Origin of the sequence: Staphylococcus sp. OJ82 (assembly GCF_000294465.1) — a bacterium.
GTDB lineage: Bacteria > Bacillota > Bacilli > Staphylococcales > Staphylococcaceae > Staphylococcus > Staphylococcus equorum.
This window is the reverse complement of record NZ_ALPU01000002.1, coordinates 149,238-166,252: the sequence shown is the minus strand read 5'-3', so window position 1 is coordinate 166,252 and position 17,015 is coordinate 149,238. Positions and strand designations below refer to the sequence as shown.

General features: G+C 33.4%; 16 protein-coding genes. 7 read left to right on the top strand and 9 right to left on the bottom strand.

Features of this window, described 5'->3' with window-relative positions:
* Positions 1-57 precede the first annotated feature (57 nt).
* The 4 genes from SOJ_RS02175 to SOJ_RS02160 all read right to left on the bottom strand — a co-directional run bounded on the left by SOJ_RS02175 (position 58) and on the right by SOJ_RS02160 (position 4,494).
* Positions 58-1,152, bottom strand: a complete 1,095-nt coding sequence (locus SOJ_RS02175; RefSeq protein WP_002506439.1) for an ABC transporter permease — start codon at positions 1,150-1,152, stop codon at positions 58-60.
* Positions 1,152-1,877 carry an ABC transporter ATP-binding protein gene (locus SOJ_RS02170; RefSeq protein ID WP_002506438.1) on the bottom strand — a complete coding sequence of 242 codons (726 nt, stop codon included), beginning with the start codon at positions 1,875-1,877 and terminating at the stop codon, positions 1,152-1,154. The genes SOJ_RS02175 and SOJ_RS02170 overlap by 1 nt, the downstream gene beginning before the upstream one ends.
* Before the next feature lie 172 nt (positions 1,878-2,049).
* Positions 2,050-3,390, bottom strand: a complete 1,341-nt coding sequence (gene cstB, locus SOJ_RS02165) for a persulfide dioxygenase-sulfurtransferase CstB (RefSeq protein ID WP_002506437.1) — start codon at positions 3,388-3,390, stop codon at positions 2,050-2,052.
* A 33-nt stretch (positions 3,391-3,423) separates the two neighbouring features.
* On the bottom strand, positions 3,424-4,494 hold the full coding sequence (locus tag SOJ_RS02160) for a DsrE/DsrF/DrsH-like family protein (RefSeq protein ID WP_002506436.1): 1,071 nt from the start codon (positions 4,492-4,494) through the stop codon (positions 3,424-3,426).
* 138 nt (positions 4,495-4,632) lie between these two features.
* Here SOJ_RS02160 and cstR point away from each other — a divergent pair, with 138 nt between their 5' ends.
* From cstR to SOJ_RS02140, 4 genes are all read left to right on the top strand, one after another.
* A complete protein-coding gene (gene cstR, locus SOJ_RS02155; protein ID WP_002506435.1) occupies positions 4,633-4,893 on the top strand; it encodes a persulfide-sensing transcriptional repressor CstR in 261 nt (86 codons plus the stop codon).
* Complete coding sequence (locus SOJ_RS02150) at positions 4,893-5,648, top strand: sulfite exporter TauE/SafE family protein (RefSeq protein ID WP_002506434.1); 756 nt, start codon at positions 4,893-4,895, stop codon at positions 5,646-5,648. The genes cstR and SOJ_RS02150 overlap by 1 nt, the downstream gene beginning before the upstream one ends.
* A 24-nt stretch (positions 5,649-5,672) precedes the next feature.
* On the top strand, positions 5,673-6,281 hold the full coding sequence (locus SOJ_RS02145) for a methyltransferase domain-containing protein (RefSeq protein ID WP_002506433.1): 609 nt from the start codon (positions 5,673-5,675) through the stop codon (positions 6,279-6,281).
* 320 nt (positions 6,282-6,601) lie between these two features.
* Positions 6,602-6,733, top strand: a complete 132-nt coding sequence (locus SOJ_RS02140; RefSeq protein WP_002506432.1) for a beta-class phenol-soluble modulin — start codon at positions 6,602-6,604, stop codon at positions 6,731-6,733.
* Between the two features lie 151 nt (positions 6,734-6,884).
* Here SOJ_RS02140 and SOJ_RS02135 read toward each other — a convergent pair whose 3' ends face one another.
* The 5 genes from SOJ_RS02135 to SOJ_RS02115 all read right to left on the bottom strand — a co-directional run bounded on the left by SOJ_RS02135 (position 6,885) and on the right by SOJ_RS02115 (position 13,319).
* Positions 6,885-8,294, bottom strand: coding sequence for a sugar porter family MFS transporter (locus SOJ_RS02135; protein ID WP_002506431.1), 1,410 nt, complete (start codon positions 8,292-8,294; stop codon positions 6,885-6,887).
* Between the two features lie 72 nt (positions 8,295-8,366).
* A complete protein-coding gene (gene araA / locus SOJ_RS02130; RefSeq protein WP_002506430.1) occupies positions 8,367-9,788 on the bottom strand; it encodes an L-arabinose isomerase in 1,422 nt (473 codons plus the stop codon).
* Positions 9,789-9,800: 12 nt separating this feature from the next.
* The gene (locus tag SOJ_RS02125) at positions 9,801-10,496 is read right to left on the bottom strand and encodes an L-ribulose-5-phosphate 4-epimerase (protein ID WP_002506429.1); all 696 of its coding nucleotides are present in this window, start codon (positions 10,494-10,496) and stop codon (positions 9,801-9,803) included.
* A gap of 1 nt (position 10,497) precedes the next feature.
* A complete protein-coding gene (locus SOJ_RS02120; protein ID WP_002506428.1) occupies positions 10,498-12,096 on the bottom strand; it encodes a xylulokinase in 1,599 nt (532 codons plus the stop codon).
* Between the two features lie 143 nt (positions 12,097-12,239).
* Entirely contained in the window at positions 12,240-13,319 is a 1,080-nt protein-coding gene (locus SOJ_RS02115; protein ID WP_002506427.1) for a GntR family transcriptional regulator, read from the bottom strand.
* A 1,172-nt stretch (positions 13,320-14,491) separates the two neighbouring features.
* On the opposite strand from SOJ_RS02115, the gene rbsR reads away from it, so the two are divergent.
* The 3 genes from rbsR to rbsD all read left to right on the top strand — a co-directional run bounded on the left by rbsR (position 14,492) and on the right by rbsD (position 17,013).
* On the top strand, positions 14,492-15,487 hold the full coding sequence (rbsR, locus tag SOJ_RS02110) for a ribose utilization transcriptional repressor RbsR (protein ID WP_002506426.1): 996 nt from the start codon (positions 14,492-14,494) through the stop codon (positions 15,485-15,487).
* 216 nt (positions 15,488-15,703) lie between these two features.
* Positions 15,704-16,585, top strand: a complete 882-nt coding sequence (gene rbsU / locus SOJ_RS02105; RefSeq protein ID WP_002506425.1) for a ribose/proton symporter RbsU — start codon at positions 15,704-15,706, stop codon at positions 16,583-16,585.
* Positions 16,586-16,608: 23 nt separating this feature from the next.
* Positions 16,609-17,013: a D-ribose pyranase gene (gene rbsD / locus SOJ_RS02100; protein ID WP_002506424.1), complete on the top strand. Its 405-nt coding sequence runs from the start codon at positions 16,609-16,611 to the stop codon at positions 17,011-17,013.
* Positions 17,014-17,015: the final 2 nt, after the last annotated feature.

Sequence of the window (17,015 nt, the reverse complement as noted above, 5' to 3'; positions counted from 1 at the left end):
TACGCGAAAGTGTTTTAGATTTATATTTTAATGTATATAAAATTTCAAATTTATTCTTTATACTTTTCTGTAACGTTTAAGACCAATGATATTTAGTATTGTAAATATCAAAATGAATAGCAACAGTATAACAATATCGAACCAAATAAATTCAAATCCCTGTCCCTTAATCATTACATTGGTCAGCGCATCACCGGCATATCTTAACGGAAATACATAGCCAATAGCACTGACCCAATTGGCAATGCTATCTAAGGGGATAAGTCCAGAGAAAAAGACTTGAGGTATAACAACTAACGGTATAAATTGAACCATTTGAAATTCTGAATTTGCAAAAGTTGAAACAAACAAACCAATAGCTAAAGCAGCTAATGCAATAAGTATATTAATTAATAATACCCACCAGATACTTCCTACAACTTCAACTTTCAGTAAATATATCGAATAAAATACAATAATTAATGTTTGTAATATCGCAAACAAACCATAACCTGCTAAATAACCAAAGACAATTTCACTTCTTTTAACAGATGTTGCAAGTACACGTTCTAAAGTCCCTCTCGTACGTTCTCTTAAAAGTGCTATACCAGAAACTAAGAATACAAAGAAAAAGACAAAGAAACCTATGAGAATTGGAAATATTTTATCAAAAAATGTGCTGTCAGCATCACCATAAAGATAATGACTATCTATGCTCAATGCCTCTGCCTGTTGTCCATTGTCTTGTTTCATGTTGTCCGGTATCTTTTCAACAATGTTAGTCATATCTTGCATCTTATTTTTTTGGATTGCACTTGCTAACAATTGTTTCGTTGACCCTGTAAGACTTGAATCTTCATTTTTATAAGTAACTTCTAGGTTAGATCCTTTTTGTTCTATATATGCATCCAAATCTGAATCCACAATTGTATCTTTAATTGAGCTAGGCGCATCATATTTTTCAATATCTACTTTATCTGAAGGCAAAGCGTTCACAATTTCATCTGATACTGAGGCATTCACCCCCATTTTTATATTTGTTTCATTATTAGTACCAAATATAAAATACATCAATGTTAAAACCAAAATAGGTGCAAATAACATTAAAGCTAACGTTCTTTTATCTCGTAATAATTCTTTAATAACTCTGATAAAAATCGCTTTAAATCTCATTATTGCACCTCCGCTTCTGCTTTTATAAACACTTCTTCTATAGAATCAGCTTCGAATTTATCTTTTAATTCTTGAGGTGTTCCAATCGTAAATAATTTTCCTTCAACAATTAAGCCTATATAATCACAACGTTCCGCTTCCCCCATAACATGGGTTGTAACAATCACCGATTTCCCCTTATTTGCTAATCCATTCAATTGCTTCCAAACATCTTTTCTAAGTTTAGGATCAATCCCAACCGTAGGCTCATCTAAAATAATAAGGCTGGGGTTAGCTAACAGTGTTATAGCCAAAGAAAGTCTACGTTTCATACCACCTGAAAAATGAGAAACTACCTTTCCTAATTCATGTTCTAAATTTACTATTTTTGTATTTCCAGCAATTGCTTCTTCTAATTTCTTACCTTTTAACCCCATCAAGTTCCCAAAAAACACTAAATTTTCTCTTGCTGTTAATGATTCATACAAAGCGTCACTTTGGCCCATATAGCCTATTTCATTCAATACTTTACGATTAGGTATTTGTTTATTGAATATTTGAGCCTGTCCTTCATCTAAACTTTCCATACCCATTAAACATTTTATTGTCGTAGTTTTACCTGAACCACTAGGACCAATCAATCCTAATATTTCTCCCTCAGTTAATTCTATATTAATACCATCTAAGACTTTCTTTTGATCATAATATTTTATTGCGTTTGTTAACTTTGCTACAAGGTCAGCCATAGAGTTCCCTCTCCCATGTAAATTATTGTTTATAAAACGAGTATATACCTCTCATTTGTAAAATCAATTTAGCACTTAAAAAACTGTGCCGTACTTCCATAATATGGGTGTGCGGCACAGTTAAATTTTAAATACACTTTTGCTAATTTTTTTAACTAAACATACAATATTACTACTTTGATTTCACTGATTCACTAAAAGCTTGATAGCCTTCTCTTACATTAACAATATGATTAAAACCTTTATCTTCTAATATTCCTACTGCTATAGAACTTCTTACCCCTGATTGACAGTGAACATATATTTTATCTTCTTTATTAAATGGTATATCTTCAATCATCAATTTGCCATGTGGAATATGAATCGCTTGTGATAGATGTCCATTCTGCCATTCTTCTTCAGTACGCACATCTAATATGTGTTGTTCTTTGCCAGTTATATCACTGCTATGAATAGATGATGTCATCGTTAAACTCTGTGGCAAACGGTATCCGCTAACATAATCGAATCCTATTAATTGTAGTGTGTGTACCGCTTCTTCTAAAATTTCTTTGTCACCTATTAAATCAATGGGTTGATTATAATTTAAATACCACCCGATTTGGTTAATAAAGTTCTTATTATAAGGGATATTGATTGTACCTTTAGTATGTCCACCATGAAAAGCTTCTTTAGTACGTAAATCAAATGCTAAATTATCTTTATTTAAACTAGGATAAACGTTATACGAATGATATAAGTTCATCCCAAGCTGATTAATTTTTTTCATTTGCGCAAAGTGATGTGGCGGCGTGGGTTGATTTGACGTCAATGTCTCAATGAATGTTACTTTATTCGTTTCATTAAACGCCCAATTGTTCATTTTTTCATAACCTAAGGTAGACATTGGCACCGCACCTAGTGACTTACCACAAGGACTGCCTGCCCCATGTCCCGGCCATATTTGAATAGAGTCAGATAACTCTTTCACAGTTTCAATAGAATGATACATTTGCTCCGCACTAACTTCAGTAGAACCTTCCATTTGAACTGCTTTTTCTAATAAGTCAGGTCTGCCGATATCACCAACAAATATAAAGTCACCACTAAATAGCCCCATAGGTACTTGGCTACCGCCACCTTCGTCAGTTAATAAAAAACTAATACTCTCTGGGGTATGTCCTGGCGTGTGTAACACTTCTAATTTAATGTGACCTACTTTAATTTGATTTTGGTGTTTAACGTAATGTGTTTGGTCTGGCATATTTTGATAACTTAATTGATCATCACCTTCTCCAGATACATAAATTGCTGCGTTTAAACGCTCTGCGACATCACGAATACCTGAAGCAAAGTCAGCGTGTATATGTGTTTCTGCGGCATGTGTAATCGTAAACCCTTCACTATCTGCTACTTCTATATATTCTGCTAAATCGCGTATCGGATCTATCACTATTGCTTCACCTGTACGTTGACATCCTACTAGATAAGAAGCTTGCGATAATTGCTCATTATAAAATTGCTTGAAATACATAATACATCCTCCTTTTTAACCGTTACACTCCTACTAAATAAATAAATTATGACTCGCGTTTTCAGTGTCGCCGATATACGTACCTACACCGCCATAGGAAACTTCATCTCTCAACTCTTCTTTTTTAATGCCCATAACATCCATGCTCATCGTACATGCAATCAGTTTGATCTCTTGATCTATCGCTTGGTTGATGAGCGATGGTAACGAATCAACATTTTTCTTTTTCATTACATAACGCATCATCACATTACCCAATCCAAACATGTTCATTTTAGAAAGCGGCATTTTTAAAGGGGACTTCGGCAACATCAAATCAAACATTTTCGCAATACCTTGCTTACGCACTTTTGAATTTTTTTCCTTTTTCAAGGCGTTAAGCCCCCAGAAAGTAAAGAAGATAGTAACATCTCTGCCGGCAGCTTTAGCACCATTTGCGATAATCATTGCTGCCACTGCTTTATCTAACTCGCCACTAAACAATACAATTGTAGTGCCTTTATCTGTATGGTTAACTTCCATATCTTTGGTTTGCTCTTTTTGGATAGTAGCTTTAATCCCACGCCCATCTTCATTTAAATTAACCAAGGTATGACCTGTTTGTTTCACCCAACTTTTAATATCACTAGAGAAACCTGGATCTGTAACAGTAACCTCCATTTGGTCACCTTCTTGAATATTTTTCACTTCTTTACTGATATTAACTATAGGCCCTGGGCATTGAAGATTACTGTAATTAAATTGTTTACGGTCTGACTTAATATCTACCTCTGTACTTTCTACTGCTGCTTCACCTTCACTCACATTGTTCTGTGCATAAGCTTGATAACCACCTTCTAAATTTACTACATCATAGTTTTGCTCAGATAAGTATTCGCTCACTTTAGCACTGCGATTTCCACTTTTACAGTGTATATAGTAAGTTTTATTTTTATCATAATTAAATGTTTCAATGTTATCTACGGGATGTAGTATGGAACCGTTGATATGTCCTAATTCATATTCTCCTTCTGTTCTAACGTCAATCAGCTGACCCTCAGAAGCTAATCTTGCTAATTCTGTTTCACTTAAATCATTTATATGTTTTTGGTTATATTGTTTCATATTCATCCTCCTATAAATACCTATAGGGGTATCATAAGGTCTGTATACATCATTGTCAAATACCCCCTACCCTATTTGACACTTTTAATTTATTCACTTAGTATGTAGGTAATTAGTTTTTAATATGGAGGGAAAATTATGGATTACGATAAAAAAATGGTTAACCGTATAAAACGAGTTCAAGGTCAGTTAAATGGCGTCATTAAAATGATGGAAGACGAAAAGCATTGTAAAGATGTCATTACTCAACTTAGTGCATCTAAAAGTTCTATCCAACGATTAATGGGTGTCATTATTAGTGAAAATTTAATTGAGTGTGTAAGAGAAGCAGATGAAAATAATGAAGATTCGCAAGAATTAATTAACGAAGCCATTGAATTATTAGTGAAAAGTAAATAATGGATATTCTCACAATGACTATTATGTTGCTTATTGGGATATTTGGAGGATTTATCTCTGGATTAGTAGGTATAGGAGGCGCAATTATTATTTATCCAGCTATCCTATTATTACCACCATTGTTTGGCGCTCCTACATATAGTGCATATATCGCCTCAGGCCTTACTTCAAGTCAGGTTTTCTTTAGTACATTGAGTGGTTCAATAAAAGCCAGGAAAAAACCTGAATTTTCTCCACAACTTGTAATTTATATGGGTGGGGGCATGATTGTAGGAAGTGTTTTTGGTGCGCTCCTAGCAAATTTATTTAATGCTGCATTTATAAACGTTATATATATTATAATCGCTGTACTAGCGCTAATACTGATGTTTATTAAAGTGAAGTCTTCTTCACAAACTTCTCAATTTAACGGTCCTTTACTCATAAGTATTGGAGTTATAATCGGTATTATTTCAGGTATAGTCGGTGCAGGTGGTGCCTTTATTATTATTCCTATATTACTAGTAGTATTTAAATTACCAATGAATACTGTTGTCGCTAACAGTATTGTCATTGCTTTTATGTCTTCAATAGGAGCTTTCATTATAAAGTTTATGCAAGGTTATATACCTATGGCAGATGCACTATTTTTAATTATTGGGAGCATTCTTTTTGCGCCATTAGGTTTAAAAGTAGGCAATAAAGTGCCAAGCTCTGTACAAAAATGGATTGTGAGTATTTTAATTATTATCGCAATTATGCAACTGATAATCTAACTTAATTTAAAAGGAGGCTTTATAATGAATCATTGGGATGAAAAATTCGACTCAGACAACTATATCTATGGTGAGGAAGCAAACGAATTTGTGAAAAACATTTTTCAAACTAACACTACAAACAATGAAAATATAGTATTATTCGCAGAAGGTGAAGGCCGAAACGCAATCTACCTTGCACAACTTGGTTACGATGTCACAACATATGATATGTCTAAAATAGGTATCGATAAACAATATAAACTAGCACAAAAGACCGGTGTTGGTATAAAAGCAAATTATGGTGACATCACACAACCTGACCTAACAACTCAATCAACATTTGATTATAGTATTAATATTTTTGGTCATGTCCCTACCGAGGGCAAACAAGCTATGTTTAATAATCTTATTCAATCATTAGCCAAAAACGGTCACAGTTATTTTGAATTTTACTCAATAGAGCAACTAGAATATCGTACAGGTGGTCCTAAAGATAAGACAATGCTTTATGAAATAGACGAAATTAAGCATTACTTAGCTCAACACACTATTAAAATTCATATGCTAGAAAAACGCGAAACATACCGCTACGAAGGGACAAAACACACAGGTTTGGCTTCTGTAATCCAAGGTCATATTGAAAAATTATAATTCATTATTAAATCAGCATATTCTATTAATAACCCTTCTATACAGTTAACAGCAGGATCTGAATTATATAGAAGGGTTTAAATCACTTAAATCCCCCTCTATATTCCTTGTCTATTTAAAATGCTATTCAATAAAAATTTATAAAAACCAAAGGAAATACTCAATTCTTACAATTCCAATTAAATAAGTAATATTACACTTAGGCATAAAAATCCGCTAGTTAGGCATTTTCAAGCAAATTGACAGGGAAATATTTTATATTGTAGTTGATAAATTAAAACTTTGTTTTAATTTTAAATACTTGGAAAGGGGTGTTTTATATGTCAGCAATCATAGAAGCACTAAATAATGCCATCCAAGCAGGTATCGCTCATGATTGGGTAACTATGGGTACAAGCATTGCGAGTGCATTAGCTAGCGGTGTAGACTTTGTTTTAGGTTTCTTAAAATAAAGTCATTTTCCTCACAAAAAGGACCTTCTCTAAAATCACGTGTGATATTTTTAGAGAGGGTCTTAAATTTAACTTCTAAACATTTGTAGTTTTTGAAAATAAAAAAGACTAGGACATAAATATATGTCCCAGTCTCAAAGTAATATCTTAATTATACTTTTTCAGTTTGTGCTTGTGCTTTTTCATTGTTTGAGGCATGTGAAGCACCGATTGCTTCGATTTCTTCTAGTGTACGTCCTCTAGATTCTGGAACGAATTTTTTCACAAACAGTACGCCGAGTATACAAATGATGCCGAATATCGCAAATACGATTTGTTGTGGGAAATACACTGTCATAATTGGGAATAGTAATCCAACTAAGAAAGAACCAATCCAATTTAATGAAGATGCTGCACCTGAAGCAAATCCTCTAATTGCTAATGGGAATATTTCTCCAACTATAACCCATGTTAGCGGCGCCCATGTAAATGAATAGAACGCTACATAAATACTTAAAAATATAACAATGAGTATTGGATTCGCATTTGGTAATATCAAATTAATGACTGCTGGTAATATGAATGATAATCCCATCACAGTACCACCTAACATAAGTAATGTTCTTCTGTTAAATTTATCCGCTATCCAAATGAAGAGTAATGATCCTAATACTAAAATCACACCTTGAATAATTGGCCACATTAAAGCTGTACTTGCTGAGTTACCTGTAGCTTGTTCAACAATTAATGGAATATAGTAGAATATTGCATTTGCCCCTTGGAATTGTTGGAACGCAGCTACACCCAATCCAGCGATAACTAAATATTTATATTTGCCACTAAATAATGTTGCTAATGATTGGTTTACTTTATTCTTACTTTCTATTTGAATAGTCTTGTTTATTTCTTCAAATTCTTTATCTACGTTTTGGTTATTTCTAAGGTTGCTTAAGACTATTTTAGCTTCTTTAAATTTATTATTTTTAATTAAAAATCTTGGAGACTCTGGTAATTTTAATACGCCCCAGAATAAAATGACTGCTGGAACTGCTGCTGCACCTAACATTAATCTCCAACCCATTTCAACTGGCAAACCTCTTAAGAAATAGTCTACGATGTATGATAACAACATCCCAGATACAATCATTGTTTGATTCATACCAGACAATTGACCACGGTACTTGGCTGGAGCCATTTCTGACATGTAAGCTGGTACTAATGCTGATGCAGCACCAACTGCTAATCCAAGAATTACCCTTGATATAATTAAGAAATAACTACCATCATGTGGTGCGATGCCTGACAAAACAGAACCAATTACGAAAATGATTGCAGAAATTAAAATCATTTTCCTTCTACCAAGCGTATCAGATAATTTACCTGCTAAAATACCACCAAATATTGCGCCTAGCATTACTGACGAAGTAATTAACCCAATTATAAATCCACTATTAATATTCCAGTCTTCTCTTAAAAATGGTAACGCTCCGGTCATAACACCTATGTCATAACCAAAAAGTATCCCACCAAAAGCACCGAAGAAATAGATAAAGCGATTCGAAACTTTACTGTTTATTTTCATCCCATTCACCCTTTTTTAAAACAAAATATGCCTTACATTACGTTATTTGATTAACGACAAATCTACTGTAATTTAATTTATTAATGTATATTCTGAATCAAACATGTTTAATAATATTTCTATTTGCGATGTATTCAATTTAAGTGACAGTACTGTGTGATGACCACCGCCTTCTTCAATCCAACGTTTCACGCCTTGTTCTAATGATGGTTTAACATCCCATAACACTCTAGCTACTGGTAAGTTAGGTGCAGGTTCATCTAATTGTTTAGCAGTAATTTCATTCACAATAAACTTGAAGTGTGTGCCAAGATCCATCATTGTGACCACTACGCCGTCGCCAGCTTTTCCATCGAATACTAATCTTGCTGGATCTTCTTTACCACCTATACCTAGAGGATTTACAACGATTTTAGGTTTCGTGTCTGCTAATGTTGGATCAACTTCCAACATATGTGCGCCTAGTATATGTGATTGGTGACTTCTTAAGTCGTACGTATAATCTTCCATGAACCCTGTTGCTTCATTTTCTGCAGCAATTTTAAGTAAGCGGTCTAAAGCAGCAGTCTTCCAATCACCTTCACCTGCAAATCCGTAAACTTGTTCGTTAAGTCTTTGTACTGCTAAACCTGGTAATTGTTTCATGCCATGTAAATCTTCAAAGTTAGAAGTGAAAGCAGTATATCCACCCTCATCTAAAAAGCGTTTAATCGCAATTTCATATTTTATTTGTTCTTTAACAGAAGCATTAAATGCGTCTTTACTGTACTCTCTGTATTCAAAGTCATATAAATCTTCATATGATTTAAATAATTGATCTACTTCTGAATCTGTTACTTGATTCACATATTCTACTAAATCACCTATACCAAAATAATCTACAGTCCAACCGTATTGGATTTGTGCTTCGATTTTATCCCCTTCAGTAACAGCTACATTACGCATGTTGTCACCAAATCTTGCAACTTTTAAGTTGAAACTTTCATTATAAGCATTGGCTACAACCATCCATTCTCTTAATTGCTTTTGTACATTTTCATCTTTCCAATGTCCAAAAATAATTTCATTTTTCTTATTAAGACGGCGGTTAATATAACCGTATTCTCTATCTCCATGTGCTGATTGATGTAAATTCATATAATCCATATCAATGTTTTCCCATGAAATATCATTCTTGTATTGAGTTGCTAAATGTAATAATGGTTTTTGTAATAATTTAGTACCTCTAATCCACATTTTCGCTGGTGAAAATGTATGCATCCATGTAATCACACCTAAAATATCATCACGATAATTCGCTTCTTTCATAATATCTGTAATAACATCTGTAGAAATTGCTAATTTCGTTTGTAATTCTATTTCAAACGGTAATTGTGCTTGCGCGTTTAATTCGTCCGTAATATTTTGTGCATTTTGTTTAACTTGTGCGAGTGCATCATCACCATAGAGTTCTTGTGATCCAATCACAAACCAGAATTTTTTTGTTGTAGTCATTTTGTTTCCTCCTTAGTTTTGTCCGTAATAGGCATTTGCGCCGTGTTTTCTTTCAAAGTGTTTATCAAGTACTGCTTTAGGTAATGTTTCTGCGAATGGATTTAATTGTCTTGTGAAGATATTCATCTTACATACTTCTTCTAACACTACTGCGTTCATCACAGCTTTTTCACAATTATCTCCCCAAATAAATGGTGCGTGACCATGCAATAATACTGCAGGTACTTCATGTGGGTTGATACCTTTTTCTTTAAATGTTTCAACAATGACATTGCCTGTTTCATACTCATAATCTTTATTGATTTCTTCAGTCGTTAAAAATCTAGCACACGGAATTTCGCCGTAGAATGTATCTGCATGTGTTGTTCCCATAGCTGGCACGTTCAATCCTGATTGCGCCCACGTTGTTGCCCATGGTGAATGCGTATGTACGACACTGCCAATATCACCAAATTCTTTATAAAGGACAGCATGCGTTGGCATATCTGAAGAAGGTTTTAAATCTCCTTCAACCACTTCACAATCTAAATTACAAACCACCATATCTTCTGGTTTCATGACATCGTAATCTACGCCACTCGGCTTGATAACAAATAATTGCGATTCTGCATCAAAGGCACTCACATTACCCCATGTGTATTTAATCAATCCTCGGTTTGGCAATTCTAAATTTGCTTTAAAAACTTCAGCTTTTAACGTTTCTAACATGTTATTTGCCTCCTAAATATTTAGCTATCGATTGTTCTATAGGTAAACCTTTTTTAACTTTTTCTACATAGTTATTAAAGTTAATCACTTCTTGTTCTACTGGTTCCGTAGTTACTTCTTCCGTGTTTAAAAATACAACTTCATTTAAAAATGTAGCTAAAGATTGTTGAGATTCTTGTGCGGTATAGTAAGCTAAAACACTGACACCCCATGCGCCACCTTCACTTGCCGTACCCATTACGGTAATCTTATTTTCAAGTGCTGATGATAATACTTGCTGTGCGACACCTTTGGTTTTAAAAATACCGCCATGTGCTATCAATTTATCTATGTTAATCGATTCATTATTTTTCAATAAATCCATTCCAATTTTCAAAGTACTGAATGCACTATATAAATGCATTTTCATAAAATTAGCTAAATTGAAATTATAGTTTGGTTCACGTACAAATAATGGATAACCTGTCTCTACGTCTGTGATGTTTTCTCCTGAAACATAGTTGTATGAAAGTAAGCCACCAATGTTGTCATCACTTTCCAATGAACGCTCGAATATCTGTCCGTACAACTTATCCGATGAAAAATCAACACCCATGACGCTTAATACTTCGCCAAATACGTTCATCCAATCATTAATATCAGAAGTACAGTTATTGGTGTGAATCATTGCTACTTCACTACCATCGGGCGTTGTTACTACATCAATTTCTGGGTACATGCCTTTTAATGCATCAGATAATACAACCATTGCAAATGCACTAGTACCGGCTGATATATTACCTGTATTCTGCGCTACTGTGTTCGTTGCTACCATACCAGTACCAGCATCGCCTTCTGGCGGACACATAACGCTACCAGCTTCGAGATTACCTGAAGGATCTAATAATGTTGCACCTTCACTTGTAAGACGACCGCCACTTTCACCTGCCAATTTAATTTCAGGTAATATAGCTGATACTGACTTTTCAAATCCTTTTCCTTTAAATAAGTCATTAGCTGTATTTAATAAATCTGATCTATAAGCTTTTTTGTTAACATCTATAGGGAACATGCCTGAAGCCTCGCCAATACCGACAACTTTTTCACCAGTTAAGTACCAATGTACGTATCCAGCTAACGTTGTTAAATATTCAATTTGATTCACATGGCCTTCTTTATCTAATATGGCTTGATATACATGCGCAATACTCCAACGTTCTGGAATATTAAATTGAAACGCTTCGCTAAGTAACGTAGCTGCCTTTGCTGTATTACCATTTCTCCAAGTTCTAAATGGTACAAGTAAATCTTCATTATGATCAAACGCTAGATAACCATGCATCATACCGCTGATACCAATCGACTTCACTTGTTTTAATGTTAAATTATGTTTTTCTTTCATTTCTGTTGTCATTGCACTATAACTTTTCTGTAACCCGACCCAGATATCATTAATGGAATACGTCCAATATCCATCTACGAATTGGTTTTCCCATTCAAAATGTCCAGATGCAACTGTATTTAAATGCTGATCAATTGCTACGGTTTTAATTCTTGTAGAACCAAGTTCAATACCAATCGATATATCTTCACTATTTAATGCTTTCTTCAAACCATCCATTTCCAACACTCCTATTGAAACCGTTTTCAAATATACCTTATAATATTTGTCCGTACATGTCAATATTTATTATTTTATGTCCGTACATGTTTTGAGTTATAAAAAAGCTCAAACCAATAGCGTGATTGATTTGAGCCTGTCTTTTATATTTTTTTTACAGAATTTCGTTCGATAATATATGTATCTATAAGTTGTGACGTTTGTTTTTTATCTGTATTTATCGCGTTAATCATCCATTCTGCTGCTTTTCTACCAAGTAATTCTTGAGGATGTGACGTTGTAGTCAAATCCATCTCACTCAATTTACTTAGCACTGAATTATCTTCACCAACCACAGATAAATCGCTTGGTATCTGCACGTTTCGCTGTTTTAATCTTTGGATGATCTCGTAAGCAATTTCATCGTTATAACAAACTAAGCCAGTGATATTAATCTTTTTCTCACAAATATGCTGAACAATTTGTTCGATGACTTGTGGCTTACTTTCGGTATCAAATGTATAAATATGTTCGCCTTTAAAAAGAATATGATTACTTTCAAAAGCATTAAAATAACCTTTCATTCTTAATTTACCTTGGTTATCGTCTATTTTAGTAATTAAAGCAATATTTTCATGTCCTTGATCTACTAAATATTTTGTTGCTAAATAGCCAGATTTCACATCATCAATTGCTATATAAGGCAAATTCAACTCATCATACTTAGCATTAATCATTAAAATCGGAATATCTCGCTGTTTGAATAATGAATAATAGGACAAATTCGGGTTATAGACATTACTCTTAGTAGGTTCTATAATAAGTCCCGTCACACCTTGATTCAGCATCATCTCTAAACATTTACGTTCTTCCTCATGATTGTTATTCGTACTTGCTAATATTAAAGAATAGCCATTCTTTTTTAATACATTCTCAATACCTCGAATAATACTCGGGAAAATATAATCCGATAAGTAAGTCACGATTACGCCTATTTTTTTAGTTTCATTGTTCTGATTTGTATTTAAATAATTGTAACTCACATATGATCCAGAACCTTTTTTCTTTTTAATGTATCCTTCTTTGACTAATAAATCCATTGCTTGTCTGATTGTATAGCGACTTAAATTATATCTATCCTGAAATTGCTTTTCTGTAGGTAAGAGCATTCCAACTTGATAGCTTTTGTTAATTATTTTTTCTTTAATTTCGTCCGCTACAATTTGATATTTCGGCTTATTCATAATTGAAAATCTCCTAGTCTCACCAATTTGTCTTAATACCGCATATTATAGCATACGTCATATTTATTCAATGAATCAAATTTTAAGAAAGATTGAATTTATACGTTGAATTCATCATATAATATAAAGTAATTACGTACTTAGTTTAAACGTCGTTCTTTGTACTGCCTTCCCTCTTGAAAGACTACTGTTAAGCCATTGAAACGTCACTCATTAAAATCTTTTGACTTATGAATTGACTGTTGTTATATTAAAATTAAGAAGGAGATATGCGCTAACATACCTCCCTCACAGACCCGTTAAAATACGGTGGCTTTTTGATTTGAAAACAACGTTCCAACACTTATTAGCCTAAAGTTGAAACGTTATTTTTTTGGCTATTACAAACTAAAATGAGTCCAATGATTGTTAACACAACCATTAGGATTTCATAATCAGTCATTTTCTATCCTTTCTTGGAGTAGAGACCAAAATCATAGGCATCACCCCATTTTCAATGAGATTAGCCACCTTTATTCCAACTTGTCTGTAAAAATATTTTACTACATGAACTGCGTCACTCCTACCTTTTCTTCACTTTTTGAAAAATTTAACTATCCCTAAATGAATCATTTTATTGAAGTCTTATAACGTCTCTATGTACGCTTTTAAAAATATAATAAAATCTTTTGACTTATGAATTAACCGTTGTTATATTAAAATTAAGAAGGAGATATGCGTGAACACACCTCCCTCACAGACCCGTTAAAAAGACGGTGGCTAGACAAAGTGAAAATAACGTTTCAACATTTATCTGCCTAAAGTTGGAACGTTATTTTTTTTGGCTATTACAAACTAATATGAGACCAATGATTGTTAACATAACCATTAAGATTTCATAATCAGTCATTTTCTATCCTTTCTTGGAGTAGAAACCAAAATCATAGGCATCACCCCATTTTCAATGAGATTAGCCACCTTTATTCCAACTTGCCTGTAAAAATATTTTACTACATGAACTGCGTCACTCCTACCTTTTCTTCACTTTTTAAAAAACTCACCCCCAAAATATAAAACGTTTTCATTTTATTAATAAGAAATGGATACATTTTACTTTGTACATGGTACGCTATAATTAATAAAAATATTACTTATTATATTAAATGGATAGATTGTATAAGGAGTGAACTTGGATGAAAAAAGTTTCTATCAAAGATGTAGCTAAAGAAGCAGACGTGTCTTTGACTACGGTTTCGCAAATTTTAAATAAAAAAAGCAACCGTTTTTCAGAGGAAACAGTAAACAAAGTCATTGCTGCTAAAGAGCGATTAGGCTACTTCCCTAATAAAAATGCGCAACAATTACGTGGTAGCCAAACAAAATTAATCGGTGTGCTATTACCAAATTTAACTAATCCATTCTTTTCCACGATGATGCAAACTATGGACGATCATAAACCAGATGATGTCGATTTATTCTTCTTAACAACAAAGGAAGATAAAATCGAAGAAGGGATTATGCATCTTGTCGAACGAGGCATGGATGGTCTGATTATTGCGCAGATGATTAAGAATCAGTCTCGTTTAAATCAATATTTATTAAATCATAATATACCTTATATCGTACTAGATCAAAGTGATGATCATGGATTTACTGATATCGTAAAAACAAATGAACGCAATGGTGGTGAACTTGCAGCTGCACATCTTATTGATTACGGGCACACGCACATTTCAATCATTCAACCTCATAATTTAACGAGTAATATGAAAGCAAGAACAGATGGCTTCATCAAATATTGCGAAATGCATGAGATACCATCTCCTATAATTATCGAAACCCCTTTAAATAAAGAAGGTGGATTTGCAGTCATTGATGATATTATAAAGTCCAAATCTAGTGCTATTTTTGCAACGAATGATGAGATGGCTATTGGTATTATGCGTGGTCTCGCTGATAAAGGATTTCACGTACCAAACGATATTTCAGTTATTGGATTTGATAATATAGACATTGCAAAATATCTTGTCCCTTCCCTCACCACAGTTGCACAACCTATTAAAGAAATAGGCGAGGCTGCATTAGCTTTAATCACTCATAAGCTGAATCAAAATGATGCAGTTTTACATAATGTTGCATTACATAATGAGTTAATTATCAGAGAAACAACGCAACATTTTAAAAAATAAAACACACATAATATAAGACTTAAAGATATGTCATTGATTGCTTGACTCGAGTTAGCAGTTATCAATTTTCAGCTTATCTTCTAGGTCTTATATTTTTTTGCAAAAATGAAAGCGTGTACAAATATAGAAATTGATGTTATTATGACTTAGTAAAACGTTTTACTAAATCGTTTTACCTAAAAATAATCACTACATAAATATATATAGAGGTGTCTTATGGATATTATAGCAATTTTAATTGGTCTTGGACCATTACTGGGTTGGGGACTATTTCCTACCATCGCATCGAAGTTTGGTGGACGACCAGTTAACCAAATATTTGGTGCAACAGTAGGAACCTTGATTTTCGCATTAGGTTTCGCATTCATTCAAGGTATCGATTTTCCAACAGGAATGAACCTTATATTTTCATTAATATCAGGTGTTGGTTGGGGCTTTGGACAAATTATTACTTTTAAAGCATTTGGTCTAGTCGGTTCTTCCAGAGCTATGCCAATCACAACTGCATTTCAACTATTAGGTGCATCACTATGGGGTGTCTTTGCATTAGGAGATTGGCCAGGATTAACAAATAAAATTATCGGCTTCACTGCCCTACTTGTTGTGCTAATTGGTGCATATATGACTGTTTGGAGTGAAAAATCAGAACAACAGTATAGTAAAAAATTAAGAAATGCAGTTATTTTACTACTTATAGGTGAAATAGGTTATTGGGCTTACTCTGCAGCACCTCAAGCAACTAATATCAGTGGTATGGAAGCATTCTTGCCACAAGCAATGGGTATGGTGCTTGCTGCAGTAATTTATGCATTTATGAATATGAAACAAGGCAATGCTTTCTTAGAAAAAGTCAGCTGGAAACAAATTATTTCAGGGTTGTTCTTTGCATTTGGTGCATTAACATACTTAATTTCTGCACAGTCAGATATGAATGGATTAGCGACAGGATTTATACTGTCACAAACATCAGTAGTATTAGCTACGTTAACAGGTATTTATTTCTTGAATCAGAGAAAAACACCAAAAGAACTTATCGTTACTATTATTGGACTTGTAATCATATTAATAGCAGCAGCAGTTACAGTATTTATTAAATAAACTATAGGATGGGAGATTTAATTATGAAAAAAACAAAGGTTTTAAATAGTCATGTATCACATGCAATTGCAACATTGGGTCATTTTGATTTAATAACAATTAATGATGCGGGTATGCCAATTCCAAATGACGAACGTCGTATTGATTTAGCGATTACTAAAGATCTACCACGCTTTATTGATGCTTTAGAGAACGTTTTATCAGAAGTTGAATTTCAAAAAATATTTCTTGCAGAAGAAATCAAAACACAAAACGCTGAACAACTTAAACAAATTAAATCATTGATAGGTGACAATGTAGAAATTTCATTTATTCCACATGAAGAAATGAAACAAAATTTAAATCATTCACTAACAAAAGCTAATATTCGCACAGGGGAAACGACACCATTTTCAAATATTGCACTTGAATCTAACGTGACATTTTAAAG

Coding starts and splice junctions, on each gene's coding strand:
- SOJ_RS02175 (WP_002506439.1), bottom strand. CDS start 1,152: ATGAGATTTAAAGCGATTTTTATCAGAGTTATTAAAGAATTATTACGA.
- SOJ_RS02170 (WP_002506438.1), bottom strand. CDS start 1,877: ATGGCTGACCTTGTAGCAAAGTTAACAAACGCAATAAAATATTATGAT.
- cstB (WP_002506437.1), bottom strand. CDS start 3,390: ATGTATTTCAAGCAATTTTATAATGAGCAATTATCGCAAGCTTCTTAT.
- SOJ_RS02160 (WP_002506436.1), bottom strand. CDS start 4,494: ATGAAACAATATAACCAAAAACATATAAATGATTTAAGTGAAACAGAA.
- cstR (WP_002506435.1), top strand. CDS start 4,633: ATGGATTACGATAAAAAAATGGTTAACCGTATAAAACGAGTTCAAGGT.
- SOJ_RS02150 (WP_002506434.1), top strand. CDS start 4,893: ATGGATATTCTCACAATGACTATTATGTTGCTTATTGGGATATTTGGA.
- SOJ_RS02145 (WP_002506433.1), top strand. CDS start 5,673: ATGAATCATTGGGATGAAAAATTCGACTCAGACAACTATATCTATGGT.
- SOJ_RS02140 (WP_002506432.1), top strand. CDS start 6,602: ATGTCAGCAATCATAGAAGCACTAAATAATGCCATCCAAGCAGGTATC.
- SOJ_RS02135 (WP_002506431.1), bottom strand. CDS start 8,294: ATGAAAATAAACAGTAAAGTTTCGAATCGCTTTATCTATTTCTTCGGT.
- araA (WP_002506430.1), bottom strand. CDS start 9,788: ATGACTACAACAAAAAAATTCTGGTTTGTGATTGGATCACAAGAACTC.
- SOJ_RS02125 (WP_002506429.1), bottom strand. CDS start 10,496: ATGTTAGAAACGTTAAAAGCTGAAGTTTTTAAAGCAAATTTAGAATTG.
- SOJ_RS02120 (WP_002506428.1), bottom strand. CDS start 12,096: ATGGATGGTTTGAAGAAAGCATTAAATAGTGAAGATATATCGATTGGT.
- SOJ_RS02115 (WP_002506427.1), bottom strand. CDS start 13,319: ATGAATAAGCCGAAATATCAAATTGTAGCGGACGAAATTAAAGAAAAA.
- rbsR (WP_002506426.1), top strand. CDS start 14,492: ATGAAAAAAGTTTCTATCAAAGATGTAGCTAAAGAAGCAGACGTGTCT.
- rbsU (WP_002506425.1), top strand. CDS start 15,704: ATGGATATTATAGCAATTTTAATTGGTCTTGGACCATTACTGGGTTGG.
- rbsD (WP_002506424.1), top strand. CDS start 16,609: ATGAAAAAAACAAAGGTTTTAAATAGTCATGTATCACATGCAATTGCA.